This window comes from Halobellus ordinarius (assembly GCF_031823395.1).
GTDB lineage: Archaea > Halobacteriota > Halobacteria > Halobacteriales > Haloferacaceae > Haloquadratum > Haloquadratum ordinarius.
In genome coordinates, this window is sequence record NZ_JAVQKJ010000009.1 from 157,442 (window position 1) to 175,116 (window position 17,675).

At 64.2% G+C, this 17,675-nt stretch carries 6 protein-coding genes; 1 reads left to right on the top strand and 5 read right to left on the bottom strand.

The window, feature by feature from the left end; genetic code table 11:
- Positions 1-66 precede the first annotated feature (66 nt).
- The gene (locus RJT48_RS14800; protein ID WP_311173112.1) at positions 67-13,587 is read left to right on the top strand and encodes a choice-of-anchor D domain-containing protein; all 13,521 of its coding nucleotides are present in this window, start codon (positions 67-69) and stop codon (positions 13,585-13,587) included.
- Between the two features lie 97 nt (positions 13,588-13,684).
- Here RJT48_RS14800 and RJT48_RS14805 read toward each other — a convergent pair whose 3' ends face one another.
- The 5 genes from RJT48_RS14805 to RJT48_RS14825 form a co-directional block, all read right to left on the bottom strand.
- Positions 13,685-14,371: a DUF6663 family protein gene (locus tag RJT48_RS14805; RefSeq protein WP_311173113.1), complete on the bottom strand. Its 687-nt coding sequence runs from the start codon at positions 14,369-14,371 to the stop codon at positions 13,685-13,687.
- Positions 14,368-15,327 (bottom strand): bifunctional 2-dehydro-3-deoxygluconokinase/2-dehydro-3-deoxygalactonokinase, encoded by a 960-nt coding sequence (gene kdgK1 / locus RJT48_RS14810; protein WP_311173114.1) that lies wholly within the window; start codon positions 15,325-15,327, stop codon positions 14,368-14,370. Before kdgK1 ends, RJT48_RS14805 begins: the two co-directional genes overlap by 4 nt.
- 126 nt (positions 15,328-15,453) lie before the next feature.
- A complete protein-coding gene (locus RJT48_RS14815; RefSeq protein WP_311173115.1) occupies positions 15,454-15,888 on the bottom strand; it encodes an arsenate-mycothiol transferase ArsC in 435 nt (144 codons plus the stop codon).
- Positions 15,889-15,894: 6 nt separating this feature from the next.
- Positions 15,895-17,055, bottom strand: coding sequence for an ACR3 family arsenite efflux transporter (arsB, locus tag RJT48_RS14820; RefSeq protein ID WP_311173116.1), 1,161 nt, complete (start codon positions 17,053-17,055; stop codon positions 15,895-15,897).
- A complete protein-coding gene (locus tag RJT48_RS14825) occupies positions 17,048-17,449 on the bottom strand; it encodes an ArsR/SmtB family transcription factor (protein ID WP_311173118.1) in 402 nt (133 codons plus the stop codon). Before RJT48_RS14825 ends, arsB begins: the two co-directional genes overlap by 8 nt.
- Positions 17,450-17,675: the final 226 nt, after the last annotated feature.

A 17,675-nucleotide genomic window follows, 5' to 3' on the forward strand; every position in this document is an offset into this window, starting at 1 on the left:
TATGGAGACGGGAGACCGCGCGGCGGTCGCGACGCAGGGGCACCGGAGCGGTGGGGGGACTGAGAAATGACGTCCCGGTTCAAGAAGGGAGCCATCGTCTTAGCCCTCCTGATGGTCACCTCGGTGATGGTGACCGGAGGCGTCGCAGACGCGTTGGCTGACTCGACGGAAGACGATAGGGATGGATCATTTCCGCAAGCACCGTATCTGAACTTCTCCGATGCCGCGCACAACCCAGAGACTCCAACGAGGCTGGATTTCACCTACAATGCTAGCGGGGAAGTCGCTTCGCCGGACGATCTCGCGCTGTACGTGAAAAACTCCTCATCCGGCAATACGATCGCCTCTCAGACGGAGTTTTCTGCTCTCAAAGGAGAGGAGACATTCAACATCTCGGCCGATACGGCAAACAGCAACACGACGCTCAATCTGGCACTGATAAACAATAGCTCGAAAGAATCGATCGAAAACGATACCGGCCTGCTCATCGCGGATTCGGAAACGCCGGAGCTGACGAACGCGTATGCCACCGACGACAATCAGGATGGCAACGTCTCCGACGGTGACACCGTCGAGGTCCAGGTTGACGTCACCGACTCGGGCGGCAGCGGCGTCGACGCCGTCTACGTAACGAACGCGAGCACGTTCGGTGCGGAGACGACGTACGACGACGACCTCGGCGAGGTACTTCGGTTGTCACAGGTGTCAGGTACGACGACGTACAACGACACTTTCCAGGTGAACGCGTCGGAAGCGGACGCCGACGGATCGTACAATCTTTCGATCCTCGCCATCGACGAGGCGGACAACCAGAACACGACGGAGACGAACTCGTTAACGCTGAACACGAGCGGATCCAGCTCTGAATCGCCCGCGTACATCAACGGGACGGTGACGAACAACAGTTCGGACGCTGGGGTTTCGGGCACTGTTGTCGAGTTCGAGTATGCGGGTCCAGAGAATCGGGATGCTGGAAGCACAACTACCGACAGCAATGGGAACTACGCCTTCGAGGTCCCGGACGCGAGTCAGGATTACGAGGTCATCGTCAACGAAGAGGGCTACGTCTTCGAAAGTAAGGGACCGTACCCTGTATCGAGTGGGAATACGACGCGGGTCGATATACCGCTGCAGGTGGCAGATACCTTCATCAACGGGACGGTCACGAACGAAAGCGACGTTGAGCTTTCGGACGTGTACGTCGAATTCGAGTATGCCGACACAGGAGAGTTCTTCAAATCGGAGCGGACCGATCAAGACGGGAATTACTCCTTCGCAGTTCCGAACGCATCGCGGAACTACACCGCCATCGTCAACGAAGACGACTATCAGTTGGAGGTGAAAGAGGACATCTCCGTCGAGGAAGAAAGCACGAAAACGGTCGACTTCACGCTGACGAAGGGTGCTCTCCTCACCGGGACAGTGACGAACAGCTCGGGAGCGACCGTCAGCAACGTCGACGTCTACATCATCAACAGCAGCACGGATTCCTTCACCGACAGCGCCACCACGAACGCGACCGGGCAGTATTCGGCGCGCGTCGATCCGGGGACTTATCGCCTGATTATCGATGACCGCAGGTACGCGTTCAAGATCAAGCGCAACGTCTCGGTCTCAGGAGCGGAAACCACGGTCGATCTCCAGGTCAAGGAGGCACCCGATCCGGGGTATCTCAACGGGACGGTCGAGACCGCTGACGGAACGCCGGTCGGGAATGCGACGGTGCTGATTCGCGATCAGACGTACAGTTACTACGGGCGTAACATCACGTCCTCGAACGGGAACTTCTCCATCCGGACGCCCTCTGCGAACTACACGGTGCGGGTAGAACCGAGTCCGGGGAGCCCCAAGTTCCCGCCGGAGGTCATCGAGGACGTGTCCGTCCCCGAAAACGGGGTGACGCAACTGACAGTCGAAGTCGAGCAGCCGGGGTACATCAGCGGAGTCGTCGAGAACGCGGGCGGCCCCGTGTCGAACGCCTTCGTCGTCGCTGAGACCGATGAAGGCGTCTTCCCAAGTGAGACTGACCAGGAAGGGCGGTACAACATTACTGCTCCGCCAGGCACACACACTGTTTCGGTCTTCGCCCAGGGACAGGACGCTCCGTCACAGACTGTCGAGGTGACGGCCGGCCAAACGAACCAGACTGACTTCACGCTCAAGCGGACCGAGATCACCTCCGAATCGGTCGAAATCATCGACAGCAACGGGAACGAGAACGCCGAGGATATCGCGGTGCAGAGTGCCGTCAACCAGGGGCTCCTCCTGGTTCGGTTGGTGAACGAGAGTTCGCCGACCCAAGGCGAGCAGTTCGGTCCCCCGCGAGACCTCGAAAGTGCGGGTGTGAACAAGTCGACTGAGGTCCGGATCAACCTCACAGTGACCAACTACACGCCGTCGTCGCTACTGTGGGGAATCGACGACGCGGACTGGAGCAAGTCGACGAACGAGACGAACCCGAACGCGACCGACATCACGGTCACGGGCTCGCCGGTCTCGCTACAGGCGAACTTCTCCGATAACCGGACGGCTGCTCCGCTGATCGGACAGGACCCCTCCCAGGTCGACTGGCCGACCGGCCGCAACGACAGGGCGACCGACGGCCGGAACCAGACGTTCTACTTCGGGCTCTTCGACCTCTCGACACAGCCGGAGAAAGTCCGGGACAACCTCAACGGCATAAGTACGACCACGAACGCCCAGCGCTTCTCGACTCCGCGGGTGAAGAATGACTCCCTGCGGGTGTGGATCGCTGCCCCGGGACGGACCGTCGACGGAGCCGACCACACCGGGTTCTACCAGGCGACGATCCCCGACGCGCAACTGCAGGAGTGGAACGTCACGAACCCGAAGACCCAACTGAACGCGCTCTACAAGGGGTCGAACACCAACTTCACCGTCACTGAGACGAGCGACGGTGCCCGGATCCGGGTCGAGAACATCAGCTACTCGGCCGGCTACGTCGAAGTCGAGGCCACGGACGACGGCCAGCCTTCGATCTCGAACGCGAGCATCGACGCGGGCGGTGACGCGATCGTGAACGACGACGAGACAGTTACGGTGAGCGCCGAGGTGTCGGATTCAGGTGACGACATCACGACGGTCAACGTGGATGCGTCGGTTCTCGGCGCTGGCAGCAACGTCTCACTCGAGGAAGACGGTGATGGTGTCTACAGCGCGACGATCACCGCCGAACGAGAGAACGCGCCGAATGACGGGACGTACCGGCTGGATATCAGGGCAAACGACAGTGCGGGCAACGTCGAAACCGCAGAGACCGGCTCCTTCGAGCTCGACGTGTGGTACCCGCCGGAAGATCAGATTCTGACCCAGACCGAAGACGTCGAAATCTGGGAGCGGTCGGTGCTGCCGCTTCGCGCGGACACGGCCGACGCATCACTGACCGTCGACAACGCCTTCTGGTCTGTTAATCTGGAGAACGAGGGCCAGACCTCGCTGAACAAAGATCAGATCGGTGTCTACAGCACCGGATCAGATATTTCGGTCACGTTCGATGACAGCCGAGCGATCGCGGAACGCGAACTGGCTTACAGCAACGACCCGATGGACGTCAAGCTCGTCGCCGCACGACTCGAAACAAACGGATCGTCGACGGTCACCAACCTCGATTCCGTCGGGGATATCAACGAGTTACTCACGGGTCCGAACGCAAACAGTAACGCCAGTTTCCAAGCCGTTAGCTCGACCGAACTTGATCCGGACACGGGGAACGCCTCTTTCACCTTCACCCCTGACCAGTCCGGCCAGTACGTGCTCCTGTTAGCGAGCAACGAGAGCGGGAGCTTCGTCGTCGACCAGGACGGGAACGTCTCGATCGACGGGCAGACGACCCTGATCGGCGTCGATCAGGTGATGGTCCAAGACGGGCCGTCGAGCGTCTCGACTTCGTCGACCTACACCGCGGGTAACAATATCTCTGTGACCGCGGACACCGGACAAGTCATCGAGACTGACGCCGGCGAGAACGTCACCCACTTCGTCGCGGTCTACGACGAAGGGACGTTCACGAGCGAGGAGTTCGTCCTAAACGTCGAGCAACCCTTCGATAGTATTTCCGACAACGTCACGCTCGAACACAGTATCGAGACGGTGAACGGCGTGTGGGTCGTCCGAAACGACGCGAGTCTGAGCGGAATGGAGATCTCGGAGACCCGCCGCGACGGACAGTTCCCGTTCAGCGAGGCATTCGATATTCTCAACAACGGAACCGGTATCGATCTTCAGACAACCACCATCGATCCAAAGGCTACGTGGAACAGCTCCGCGACGATCGTCGAGACCGACGCGAACGGCACAGTCGTCGTCGAGACGAACCGGACCTGGCCCGACGATGAGTACCGTCTGGTCCACTTCGCGACGAACGAAAACGGCACGCAAATCGCTGCCAGCAAAACGACAGTCCAGATTCAGGAGCCGAACCCCTCGAACGTCTCCGTCGTCAACGCGTCCGTGGACCCCGACGAGGCGTTCACGAACGAATCCGTCACCGTCAACGTCACACTCGAAAACACCGGTGACCTCGAGGGAAGCAAGACGGTCAACGTGACCGTCGACGATACCGTGGTCGCGAACGCATCCGCGACGGTTCCCGGGGGAACGACGAAGACGATCTCGACGCAGGTCACGTTCGATACCCCCGGCGAGAAGGCCGTCACGGTCGTCGACACCGACACCGACGCGGAGACCACTGCCGGAACCGTCACCGTCGACCCGGCGATCGAAGTCACTGACTTCTCGCTGAACCGGACTCCCCCGACCATCGGGGAGCCGGTCAACGTGACGGCGACAGTCGAGAACGTCGGGCCGAACCCCGACAGTACTGAGGTCTCGCTCTTCGTCGAAGGCGTCGAGGAGGGCAACAAGTCGACCGGGACGCTCAAAGCGGGCGAGAACACCACCGTGAACTTCACCTACACCTTCAGTGAAGCGGGGCGTCAGGACGTCTCGGTTCGGGCTCCCGGAACGGAGCGCTTCGATGCGGTCGACGTGAGCCGCCAGAGCGTCGAGCTGAACATCACCGCGATCGATCCGACCAGCGCGACGATCAAGACCGGCGAGACCATCGAATTCAACGTCACGCGCGAGAACGACAGTCAGCCGGTCGAGAACGCCACGGTCGAAGTCGGTACAGATGCCACGACGCTCGATTCGAAGAGCACCGATCCTGACGGCACGGTCTCGTTCACGCTCGACACCAGCGGGGAGTTCACTGCCGTAGCCGACAAAGAGACGACCGATTCCGTCGAATACGCCGAGGATTCGGTCGACGTCACGGTCAATTCCGAGGCGGACATCAGCGTCGTCGACGTGAACCCGCTGTCCGATCCCGTCTACACCGGCGACACGGTCACGGTGGAGACGACCGTCGAGAACACCGGCGATCTCTCGGGCGAGATTGACCTGAACTTCACCTTCGGCGACGAGATCAGCGAGAACAAGACCCGGACCCTTGACGGCGGCGAAACCCGCGTCATCTCGTTCGAGGCGACGCCGGAGACCGTCGACGAAAGTGCGACCGTCGCGGTGAACAACGAGACTGCCTCGGTCACCGTCAAGGAAGCGGCCATCGCTTCCGGCTTCACGCCGCAGTCGGATACGGTGACGGTCGGCGAGAGTCTCGACGTCGAAGCCACGATCCGGAACCGCGGGTCGACGAACAGCACAATCGACGTGAACCTGACCGTCGCTGGGCAGGAAGTCGACAACGAGACCCGCGAACTCACCCCCGGTGAGGAAGGGACGCGGACGCTCACCTGGAACATCCCGAGCGACCAGTCCGCCGGCACGGTGAACGTCTCAATCAACGACCTCGACAACCAGACCGTCACGGTCGAGCGCCAGACCGTCCCGCTGGACATCACCGCGGAGCCGAGCCCCGCCGTCACGAACGAGACGGTGACGTTCACCGTCGAACGAACCGACGGCGACTCCCCGACGCCGGTCGAGAACGCGAACATCTCGATCGACGGCCAGACGCTCACCACCGACGCCGACGGCCAGAACACGACCGACTTCGACGCTGCCGGCAGCTACACCGCGACGGCGAGCAAGGGACAGACCCCGACGACCTCGTACGAGTCGGATTCAGTCTCGATCACGGTCAACGAACCCGGGAATCTGACCGTCACCGACACGTTCCTCGAAACCACGCAGGCGTACGCGGGCGATGACGTGAACGTGACGGCGGTCGTCGAGAACACCGGCGGCGTGGCTGGCTCGCGGACGGTCAACCTGACCAACGACAGCAGCACGACGGTGCTGGACAACGAGTCCACGGGGACGGTCTCCGCGGGCGGCCAGACGGAGGTCACCCTGACGACCACGCTGAACGAGACGTCGACGCTCGTCGCCGGGAACCTCACCGCCGGCACCGTCGAAGTCGACGAGCAGTCCGTCGTGACGGACTTCACCCTGAACGCGACGGCGGTGGAAACGGGTGGTACGGTCGAAGTCAATGCGACGGTCGAGAACCGTGGCGAGACGACTGATGATGATGGCGTGACCGTCACCTTCTACCGGAACAACAGTTCCTCCTCCGAGTCATTCACCGAAACCACTGGGTCGATCGATGCCAAGAGCACGACTACTGTCACACAGAATATCACGTTCAGTGACGACGTGACATACGACGTCAGCGTCGAGGACCTCGATCCGCAGACAGTGACTGTCTCCGACAACGTGGTCGACCTCAACATTCAGCTCCTGAACTCGACGCCGGTCCTCACTGGCACCGAACTCGTGTTCAACGTGACGCGGGCCGACGACGGGTCGACAGTTGACGCCACCGTCGACGTCGCCGGCCAGGAACTCTCCACTGGAAGTGACGGCCTCGCGTCGACGACCATCTCCGACAGTGGTACCTACACCGCGGTCGCCTCGAAGGCTGACCAGGGCGATGAAACCTACAACAGCGATTCGGTGACGCTCACCGTCGACGACCCCGCTGACATCACGGTCACTGACGCCTACCGCCAGGTCACGCAGGCGTACGTCAACGACACGGTGACCGTGGAGGCGGACGTCGAGAACCTCGGCGACAGGGAGGGCAACAGGACGATCAACCTCACGAACGCCGACGGCGAGGTGCTCGACAACGAGACCGTCAAGAACCTCGCCGGCGGCGATACGACCACGATCACCCTCTCGACGACGTTCGACGAGGACAAGACGGGCGAGCGGACCCTCTCCGTCGGCGAGGCGACCGCCGGCGACGTCCAGATCGATCCGCAGACGGTCGTGACCGACGTCGCGGTCAACGAGACCAGCGTCAACGTCGGCGACGACGTCGAAATCAACGTGACAGTCGAGAACCGCGGGACGACGCAGGACGTTGACTACCAGGCGAACGTCTCCTATGGCGGCAGCAGCGACAGTGAGCTCGTCACCGTCGACTCAGGGCCAGAGTCGACGAAGACAGTCAGCTTCGTCAAGTCCTTCGACGAGCCCGGCACGAAGACGGTCTCCTCGGACGGCGTCACCGCCCGCTCCGTCACGGTCTCCCGAAACATCGTCGACCTGAACATCACGGCATCGCCGACGACCGCCGCGACCGGTGAGGACGTGACGTTCACGGTCATCGAAGGGGAATCCGGTCCAGCCGTCGAAGGGGCGGAAATCTCCGTCGGCTCACAGACGATCACGACCGACTCGAACGGTGAGGCGACCACGAACTTCACCGAGACCGGCTCCTACACCGCACAGGCCGAAAACGAGTCGAACACGACGACGGCCTTCGACACCGACAGCACCTCGATCGAGATCCGCGAGCCGGGCAACACCCACGTCATCTCGACCGACCTGACGACCGCGACGCCCGTCTACGCGGGCCAGAACGTCACGGTGGAAGTCGAGCTACTGAACGACGGCGGAATCACCGACACCCGGACTGTCCGGCTGAACAACAGCACCAGCCAGTTGAACAGCACCGAAGTCGAGCTCGATCCCGGCGAGTCCGACACGGTCACGCTGGAGGCACAGCTCAACGCCACCGAGGAGCAGGAGCTGCTGATCAACGGCGACCGCGTCCGGAACGTCACCGTCGAAAAGGCGGCGGCGGTCACCGACTTCTCGCTGCGTTCGGACGCGTTGGAGACGGGTGACACCCTCACCGTCGAAGCGACGGTCGAGAACCGCGGCGGCATCGCCGACTCCGTCGAGGCGAACCTGACCGTTGAGGACGAGGTCGTCGAAAGCGAGTCGGTGCAGCTCGACGCGGGCACCAACACGACGGCAACCCTGACGACGAACTTCGGAACGAACGGCACGCGGACCGTCTCGGTGAACGACCTGCGGACCGAGCGGGTGTACGTCGAGCGGTCGATCGAACAACTGAGCCTGGCGGTCAACACTACCGAGGTCACAGCGGGTAACCCGGTACAGTTCACCGTCACCAACAGTAGCGGAACCCCGGTCGACGCCACCGTCGTCGTCGGCGACGACCGGATCAGCGCCGCGAACGGGACGACAAACGTCTCGGTCCGCGTTGCGGACGACTACACACCCACGGCCACGAAGGCCGCGACAGAGACCACGGCCTACGGGAGCGACTCCGTCTCGCTCAGCGTGACCGACCCGCTTGCGGTGACGGGATCGGTCGGCTTCGACGCGGTCCAGGCCTCGCCGGACGAGACAGATGCCCGGCCCAACTCAGCGACCCGGAAAAAGAACGTCACGATCACCAACGACGGCGGCCGGAGCGTCGCCCTCAGTAGCGCGGAGATCGTCGGCGACGACGCCGACCAGTTCGAGATCGACTCCTCGTTCCCGAGTTCGGTTGCGCCCGGTGAGAGCCGGACCGTGACCGTCGCCTTCGCGCCGACCGAACGCGCCGACGGCCTGAGCGCGTCGCTGCAGTTCCGGTCGGACACGCCGAGCAACCCCGATCGGTCGGTCGCACTTACCGGCGCGGGCGAGGCACCGGCGGTCGACGTGAACACGACGTCGCTGACGTTCGGCGACGTTGACGTCGACGGTTCGAGCGCGACGCAGACTGTCCGGATCAACAACACCGGCGACCGGAACCTGACGGTGGGCCTCGCGCCGATGGGCACCGGCTTCTCGCGGTCGAACAGCTCCGTGACGATCACGCCCGATGGATCGAAGAACGTCACGGTCACGTTCGATCCGACCGAACCACAGGACTACGGCGCGCCGCTGACGCTGTCCACTAACGATCCGTTCCAGGACACGGTGACCGTGCGGGCCACCGGGACCGGGCTGGGCGGCGACATCGAAGTCTCGCCGAACCCCGGCGACGGGATCGACTACGACTTCGGCGACGTCACGGTCAACGAGAACGCGACGACGCGGATCCTCGTCGAGAGCACCGGGACGCAGGCGATCAACGTGACGCCGAGTATCACCGGCACCGACAGCGCATACAGCGTCGACAACGAGGATGAAGAAATCACCCTCGCCCCCGACGAGTCACGGTACCTCACCGTGACCCTCTCGCCGGACTCGGCGTCCCCAACCGGGAACCTCACGCTCTCGACCAACACGAGCGCCGTCGAGAAACTCAACTTCTCGGCCAACGGCCTGACGCCGACGGCTGAGATCACGCCCGATCCGGACCAGGAGAACCTCACCTTCGGCGGCGTCGCGGTCGGCGGCTCGACGACGGAATCCGTCACCATCGAGAACACCGGCAACGCGACGCTCGAAGTCGACCGGCGGAACGCGATCCCGAGCGGCCAGCCGTTCACCATCGGCGCCACGAGCAACCTCACCGTCCCCGCGGGCGAGACGCGGAGCATCCCGGTCACGTACGAACCGTCCGTCCCGGAGGAGGCGAGCACCGAGCTCACGCTGGAGACGAACGATCCGAACAACGGCTCGGTCGCGATCAACCTCACCGGCGAGGGCGAACGGACCCGCCTGGCCGGCGATAACGCGTCGATCGACTTCGGGACGATCGGCAGCGACGGCACCGCCGAGGCGACAGTCGAACTCCGCAACGACGGTACGGAGAGCCTGACGAACCTCCGCGTCCGCTCGAAGTCCGGCGACGCCAGTCAGTTCGCGGTCCTGTCCAGCACGCTGAGTCGAATCGAACCGGGTGAATCGACGAACGTGACGATCCGATATGACCCGAGCGCGGCCGACAGCCACGCCGCGACGGTCACCTTCGCCGCCGACGGCGCGGTGACCGGCTCCAACACCTTCGCGGTCTCGCTGTCCGGCGAGGCGACGCCGCCGGACGTGTCCGTCGACACCGACGAGGTCCGGTTCGGCTACGTCGCGCTGGACGACACGGCCAACGACACGGTCACGATAACCAACGTCGGTAGCACGGACACCGAACTCACCGTCACCGACGTCTCCGCCGACGGGGGCTCCACGTTCACCGTGACGAACGACCCGACAGGCGAGACGATCGGCGGAGGTGGGGGTCCATCCGCTACCGTCGAAGTCGACTTCGATCCGTCGACGGAGGGGCGGCAGACCGCGACGCTGACGATCGAAACCGACGATCCCGACGAGCGCACCACCGAGGTGACGCTGACCGGCGTCGGCGCGGCGGCCGACGCGAAGGTCGACACGGGATCGATCGACTTCGGCGACGTCCGGACGGACGCCGAGAGCAACAGGCGGACGGTCACGATCACCAACGACGGCGGCGCGGACCTGAGTCTGGATGGCGCCTCGATCGACAGCGAGCAGTTCACGATCGTCGACGGCCTCGATCGGGAGACCCTCGTGCCCGGCGCGTCCGAGGAGATCACCGTCACTGCGCAGCCCGATACGACCGGCACGCAGAGTGGTACTCTGACGATCTCCACCGATGACGAGGACAAGACGGTGTCGCTGACGGCCAACGGGATCGCCCCCGAACTGACCGTCACGCGGCCGCTCGACGGCACCTTCGGCGACGTCCGGGTTGGCAGCTCCGCCCGGAACACGCTGACCGTCGAGAACACCGGGAACGCGACGCTCGTCCTGAACAGGCCCACGATCTCCGGGTCGAACGACTTCACGGTCGTGAGCGGCGATTCGTCGATCCGGCTCGGCCCCGGTGGGACGACCACCTACGCGGTCGCGTACACGCCCACCAGTACTGGCGACGCTCCGGATACCACGTTCACCCTGTCGAGCGCGAGCGGCGCGAGCAACGAGACTGACCTCTCGGGCTTCGGCATCCAGGCCGACGCCTCGCTCGATCCGTCGACGGTCGACTTCGGCGACGTCGCGGTCGGCGACAGCGACTCGACGACGCTGACGCTCGAAAACGACGGGGCAGCGGGCCTCGACGTCACGGGCGTCTCGGTGACTGGTGACGACGCCGCGGCGTTCTCCGTCTCCGACGTCACGACCGGCACTATCCAGGACAGCACGACCTTCACCGTCTCGACCTCGCCGAGCGTGCGCGGGAGCGTCTCCGCCCAACTCGCCGTCGAGACGGAGCAGGAAGGGACGCTCACCGCGACGCTGGGCGCGACCGCGACCGAACCCGACATCGAGGTCTCGCAGGGCAGCATCACCTTCAACCGAACCCGCCTCGGCGAGACCGACACCGCGACACTGGAGATCCGGAACACCGGGAACGCCGACCTCAACGTGACGAACATCGCGAAGGCCGGCGCGAATCCCGGCAAGTTCGCGCTCGAACGCTCGCAGGTCACGGTCCCGGCACAGAGCACCGAAGAGGTCGAAGTGACGTTCCAGCCGACTGACAACGTCACTGCCGCACAGGACGGCACGCCGCAGACCGCGGCGCTCGTCGTCCAGAGCAACGACACCGACGAGCGGGTCAAAAGAACCACCCTCAGCGGCACCGGCAAGACGCCGGCGCTGACCGGCACCGACGCCGTGCAGTTCGGCGCGACGTCCATCGGCGACACCTCGACCCGAACTGTCACGATCACGAACGACGTCAGCGCGTCCGCGGACGTGACACTCGAGACGATCTCCGTTGCCGGCCCCGCGAGCGACGAGTTCGACGTCATCGCGCCGTCCGACCGGACGCTCTCACCGGGCGAGTCGGCGTCGGTGACAGTCGAACTCACGCCGGATCGTCCCGGGGCGAAGTTCGCCTCGCTGATCATCACGACGAACGATCCGCGACAGTCCGGGAAGGCGGTGTTCCTCTCGAACACCCAGACGATCGTCCGGACGCAGTTCGGCAGCGTCGATCTGACGTACAGCAACGTCAATTCGGGCCAGCAGCCCGAAGCTTCGTTCCGCCGTAGTGAGGACCGCAACGCGTCGGTGATCGCCACTCAGCCGACGGTGAGGACCGACGACGACTTCGGGCTCTTCCTGGAGTCGCAGGCGAGTCCGTTCGGCGACACCGCAGTCGGCACCGACAAGATCGAACCGCTCCAGTACGTCTCGGTGACCAAGCAGAACTTCACCGAGAGCGAACTGGAGAACAGTTCGCTGCAGTTCCGCGTCAGCAAGTCCGCACTCGCCGACGCTGACGCGCCGCCCGAACGCGTGACGTTCTACGAGTACAACACGACGACCTCGAGCTACCAGTCGCTCAACGCGACGCTGGTCCGCGAAGAGCGGACGAACTTCATCTACCAGACCGAGACCGATCACTTCTCGCGGTTCGCGATCGGTGTCAGTCAGCAGGCGGACATCAGCGTTGACGACACTAGCCTGAGCCAGTCGGAGATCACGACCGACGAGAGCGCGACCGTGGACGTCACACTCGAAAACACCGGCGGCGCCGACGGTCAGACAGACGTCGAACTCACGCTCACTGGATCGGAAACGGGAACCACGATCACCGATACGAAGTCGAGCGTGACCGTCAACAGTAGCGAGACGAAGACCGTCACGTTCACTGTCGCACCGGACACGGCGGACAGCTACTCGGTCACTGTCGACCAGCCGACCAGCGTGAATGTCGGCACCCTCACCGTCGAAGAGCCCTCGACTGGGCCTAGTGGTCCCAGCGGTGGTGATGATGATGATGCACCCGCCGCAACAGAAACGCCCGGCGCACCGTCCGAGCCGGTCTCGGCGACGGTCGATCTCGACGAGACCGGGTCGGCGACAGTCGAACTCTCCGGAAGCACCGGCGCGACGGGCGCATCGGTGACGGTTCCGGAGACGACCGGACAGACCACCATCGAGGAGCTACCCGACCCGCCGGCCGACACGCCTGAAACGATCGGGCAGTACGTCACCGGTGTCGACATCGAGGCGCCCGATCCGCCGGCCGGCCAGACGGCGACGGTGACGATCACCGTCTCGCAGGACCGCCTCGACGAACTGGGCGTCGCCGCCGACCAGCTGACGATCGAGCACTACCGCGACGGGGCGTGGCAACAGCTCGAAACGAACGTCCAGTCGACCGGCGAAGAGGTCACGGTGAGTGCGCCTGTCACCGGCTTCTCGCCGTTCGCGGTGACGTATCAGCAGCAGACTGCTACCTCCGAGCCAGGAACGGACACGCCCGAACCGGACACCGACACACCCGAACCGGACACCGACACGCCTGAGCCGGACACACAGACAACGACCGACACCGGCACGCCCGGGTTCGGCATCGTTGTTGCGATCATCGCGCTGCTCGCTGCTGCACTGCTGGCCGTCCGGCGGCGCGCTGAGGACTAACTGACGAAAATCTCTTTTCGGTCGGGTCCTTCCGCGATCTCTTCTGTCTCGACTGTGAGTCCGAGTGTGAAGCGTCCGAACGCTCCACTACCAGATTTCAATTGCCGTACGTCGATCGCATCGTCTCGGCGAGCATCCCGTCGCGCCGGAACACGACATAGACCACGAGAAACGGCTCGTCTGCGGGGCGCAGCACGAACACGGCACGTGGCTGTTCACGTTCCGGCGGGAGCGACTCCGCGTCATCGACCCGACGGACTAGGGGATCCAGCGGTGTGACGCCGGTCCGAAACTCCTCGAAGAGGTCTCGGGCGCCGGACTGCTTCGCGAAGACGTACAGCGCGCCGTTGGGGTCGCCGTCGGTGCTCTTGGTGACGCGGCTGTTCATCCCCTCGTTTTCGGCCTCTGCGAGCATCCACGTCTCCTTTGCAGCCTCGAAGATGCCGGTCACGCCGTCGTAGAACTCGAAGGTCGTCTCGGCGACGATATCGACCGTCTCGAATCGCGGCTCGCCGTCGGGCCACGACAGCGTCACCTCGACGAGCGCGCCGGCGTGGAGGTCGTCGATCGTCTCCGCCGACCCGCCGCTGTATCCGGTCGTATCGACGTACACGGGTGCGAACGCCTCTTCGGCGTCGGTTTCGCTGCTGTCCGCGCCTCCGGGACGTTCACCGTCGACCCCCGCGTCGCTGCCGTCCACCGTCACCAACAGGAGTTCTGCCGGATCGCGCGGGCGACCAAGGACGCGGTAGCGACCGCTCGTCGTGGGCGTCGTCGAGGTCATCGGGAGATCTCGGCCCCGCTGTCCTCGATGACCGCCTCGATCTCCGCGGGGGTGATGACTGCCATATCGCCCGCCATCGTGCGCTTCAGCGCCGCCGCCGCGGCCCCGTGGGCGAGTCCGTCCTGGACGGTGCCCCCGTCCAACCGCTTCGCCAGGTAGCCGCCGACGAACGCGTCGCCCGTCCCGATGGCGTCGCACGTGTCGGCGTCGTACGTCGCCTGCTCGAACACCTCGCCGTCGTTGACGGCCACGGACCCGTTTTCCCCGCGGGTGAGTACGACCGTCCGGAGATCGAAGTCCCGCAGGAGGCCGTTGGCCACCTCGATCGGGTCGCCCTCCCGACCGAGACAGGTCGCGGCGTCGCGCTCGGCAGCGACGAGGATGTCGACGTGCGGAAACAGCGACTCGTAGGCCTCGCCGGCCGCGGCCGGCGACCACAGCTTCGAGCGGTAGTTCAGATCGAAAGCGGTGGTCGCACCCGCCTGCCCGGCCGCCCGCAGGAGCGCCTCCGTCGTTTCGGCGAGCGTCGACGACAGCGCGGGCGTGATCCCGCTGGTGTAGAAGACCGACGTAGACTGGAGCACGCTCGCGGGCAACTCCGACGGCGTCGCGGTCGTCACCGACGCGTCCGCGCGGTCGTAAATCGCCTCCGTCGCGCGCGGTTCGCTGCCGTGTTCCAGGTAGTACGTGCCGACGCGTGCGCCCTCGCGGTCGTCCCACGCAACCTCCGTCCTGACGCCGTGGCTCCGCAGCTCGGCGGTGATCCGCCGTCCGAGCGGGGAGTCGGGGAGTTTCGAGAGCCACACCGCCTCACAGCCGAGCCGTGACGCCGCGACGGCGACGTTGCTCTCGGCGCCGCCCGCGTGCACGTCGAGCCTCCGGGCCCGTTCGAGGCGGTCGCCCCGCGGCGGCGAGAGCCGGAGCATCGTCTCGCCGAAGGTTACGATGTCTGTCATACCGCCCTGTTCTGCAAGCCGACACATAAGGATTCGTTACGGAGGTCTGTCCGACACGCAGGAGCCCCGAAGGAGTCGAGCGTGCGACCAGGGACGAATCCACGAAATGCGCGACGGTTCGCGAACTCAAAACCGAGACGCGACTTCGTCGAGCAACCGGGTGACCCGGTCTTCGATATCGTCTCGAATCGTGGCGACCGTATCCGCCGATTTCCCGTCGGGATCGTCGAGATCCCAGTCGCGGTTCTCGCCCGCCCAACCGGCCGGACACACGTCTGTGGCGGAACACCCCATCGTGATGACGTAGTCGCTTTCCCGCGTCTCCTCGAACGTGATCTCCCGGGGCGTCCGGTCGGAGATATCGATTCCGACCGCGTGCATCGCCCGGACGACCTCGTCGTGAACGTGGTCGGCGGGGCGCGTGCCGCCGGTGACGAGGTCGATCTCGTCCGACAGTCCCCGTTCCCCTACTTCCTGTTGTGCGAACGCGTACGCCATCTGCGAGCGGCCGGCGTTCTGGACGCAGACGAACGCGACGGTCGTTTGTTGGTGGTCGGGCATCGTCTCTCAGTCGTCCGTGCCGGGCCCGCCGGCTGTTTCAGTGAGGCTCCCAGTGGTGTAGCCGCGCCAGTCGAAGCGGCGCTGGAAGTACAGCGCGACGTTGACCAGCGCCAGGAGCACGGGTACTTCGATCAGCGGCCCCACGACAGTGGCGAACGCGACGCCGGAGCCGACGCCGAAGACCGCGACTGCAACTGCGATCGCGAGTTCGAAGTTGTTCGAGGCGGCGGTAAATCCGATCGCCGTGGTCGTCGAGTAGTCGGCGCCGATCTCCCGGCCCATCCCGAAGCTCACGAAGAACATCACCACGAAGTAGATCGTCAGCGGCACGGCGATGAGCAGGACGTCGCTGGGCTTGCCGACGATGCGCTCGCCCTGCATCGCGAACATCACGATCACCGTGAAAAGCAGCGCGACAAGCGTCAGCGGGCTGATCGTCGGTTCGAACTCCTCTTCGTACCACTCGACGCCTTTCGTTCGCGTGCCGACGTACCGCGAGAGGATCCCCGCGGCGAACGGAATCCCGAGGAAGATCGCGATCGCCTCGAACACCTGCATCGGCGTGATGCCGAACTGCGAGATGCCGGCGACGAGCGTCTCCATCCCGAAGAGCGGCGGGAGGAATAAGGCGAAGAACCAGACGTAGACGCCGTAGGTGACGATCTGGAAGACGCTGTTGAACGCGACCAGCCCCGCGGCGTACTCCGAGGAGCCCTCCGCGAGTTCGTTCCAGACCAGCACCATCGCGATACACCGGGCCATTCCGATGAACACGAGGCCGAGGAAGAACTCCGGCCGGGCCGGCAGACCGGGGACGAGGCCGCTGAAGAAGATCACCGCGAGCGCGAACATCACGGTCGGGCCGATCAGCCAGTTCTGGACGAGGCTCAGCCCCAGCACCTTCACGTTCTTGAAAACGGTCGGGAGCTGCCCGTAGTTGACCTTCGCCAGCGGCGGGTACATCATCAGAATCAGGCCGATCTCGACGAGATGGAGGTCCTGGATCGGCTGAGTCACCGACGGCGCGACGTACCCGAGACCGACGCCGACGGCCATCGCGCCGAAGATCCACACGGTGAGGTACTTGTCGAGGAAGTCCATCGATCGGGGGTCCCCGCAGTCGGGACACTCACAGTTCGGCCCGTGGTCGTGTTCGACGTTACTCATCGGCGGTCACACTCCCTTCGAGGACGGTGACGAGCGCGACCGCGCGGTTTGTCGCCCGGTACTTCTTCCAGCGGCCGTCCTTCCAGCCCTCGACGAGGCCGGCATCGACGAGCTTCGAGAGCGCGTGGCTGAGCCCGCTCTCGGTCACGTCGACGACCGCGTTCAGTTCGCAGACACAGAGTTCCTCCTCGGCCGCGACGAGGACGCGGACGAGCGTGTAGCGCGTCTCGTTTGCGAGCGCCGACAGCGTATCGAGCTCGGCGTCGACCTGGGGTTCCCCGAGCGCTGCCTCGAGTGTCCCGAGTTCGTCGAGCCGCTTTTCGACGTCCTCGTTGCGACACTCCCCGAGTTCGTCGTCGAGATATCGGCGAAGTCGTTCCGTCGCTTGACTCATCGAGCTCAAATTGAATAGAACCTCAATTAATGGTTCCGATGCAATCGGAGATATTGCGTCTCTATTCTCTTCGTACTGGATATATACGGTGTCTGAGGAGAATGGAGAATATATAATTGATTGTATTCTAAACTCAATCGGGGCCAAACGTGACGGTCGACTCGCGGAGATGCGAGGCGGAAGTCCACGACTGCAGTCGTGGATAGCTGACAGCTAAAGTGGCGTC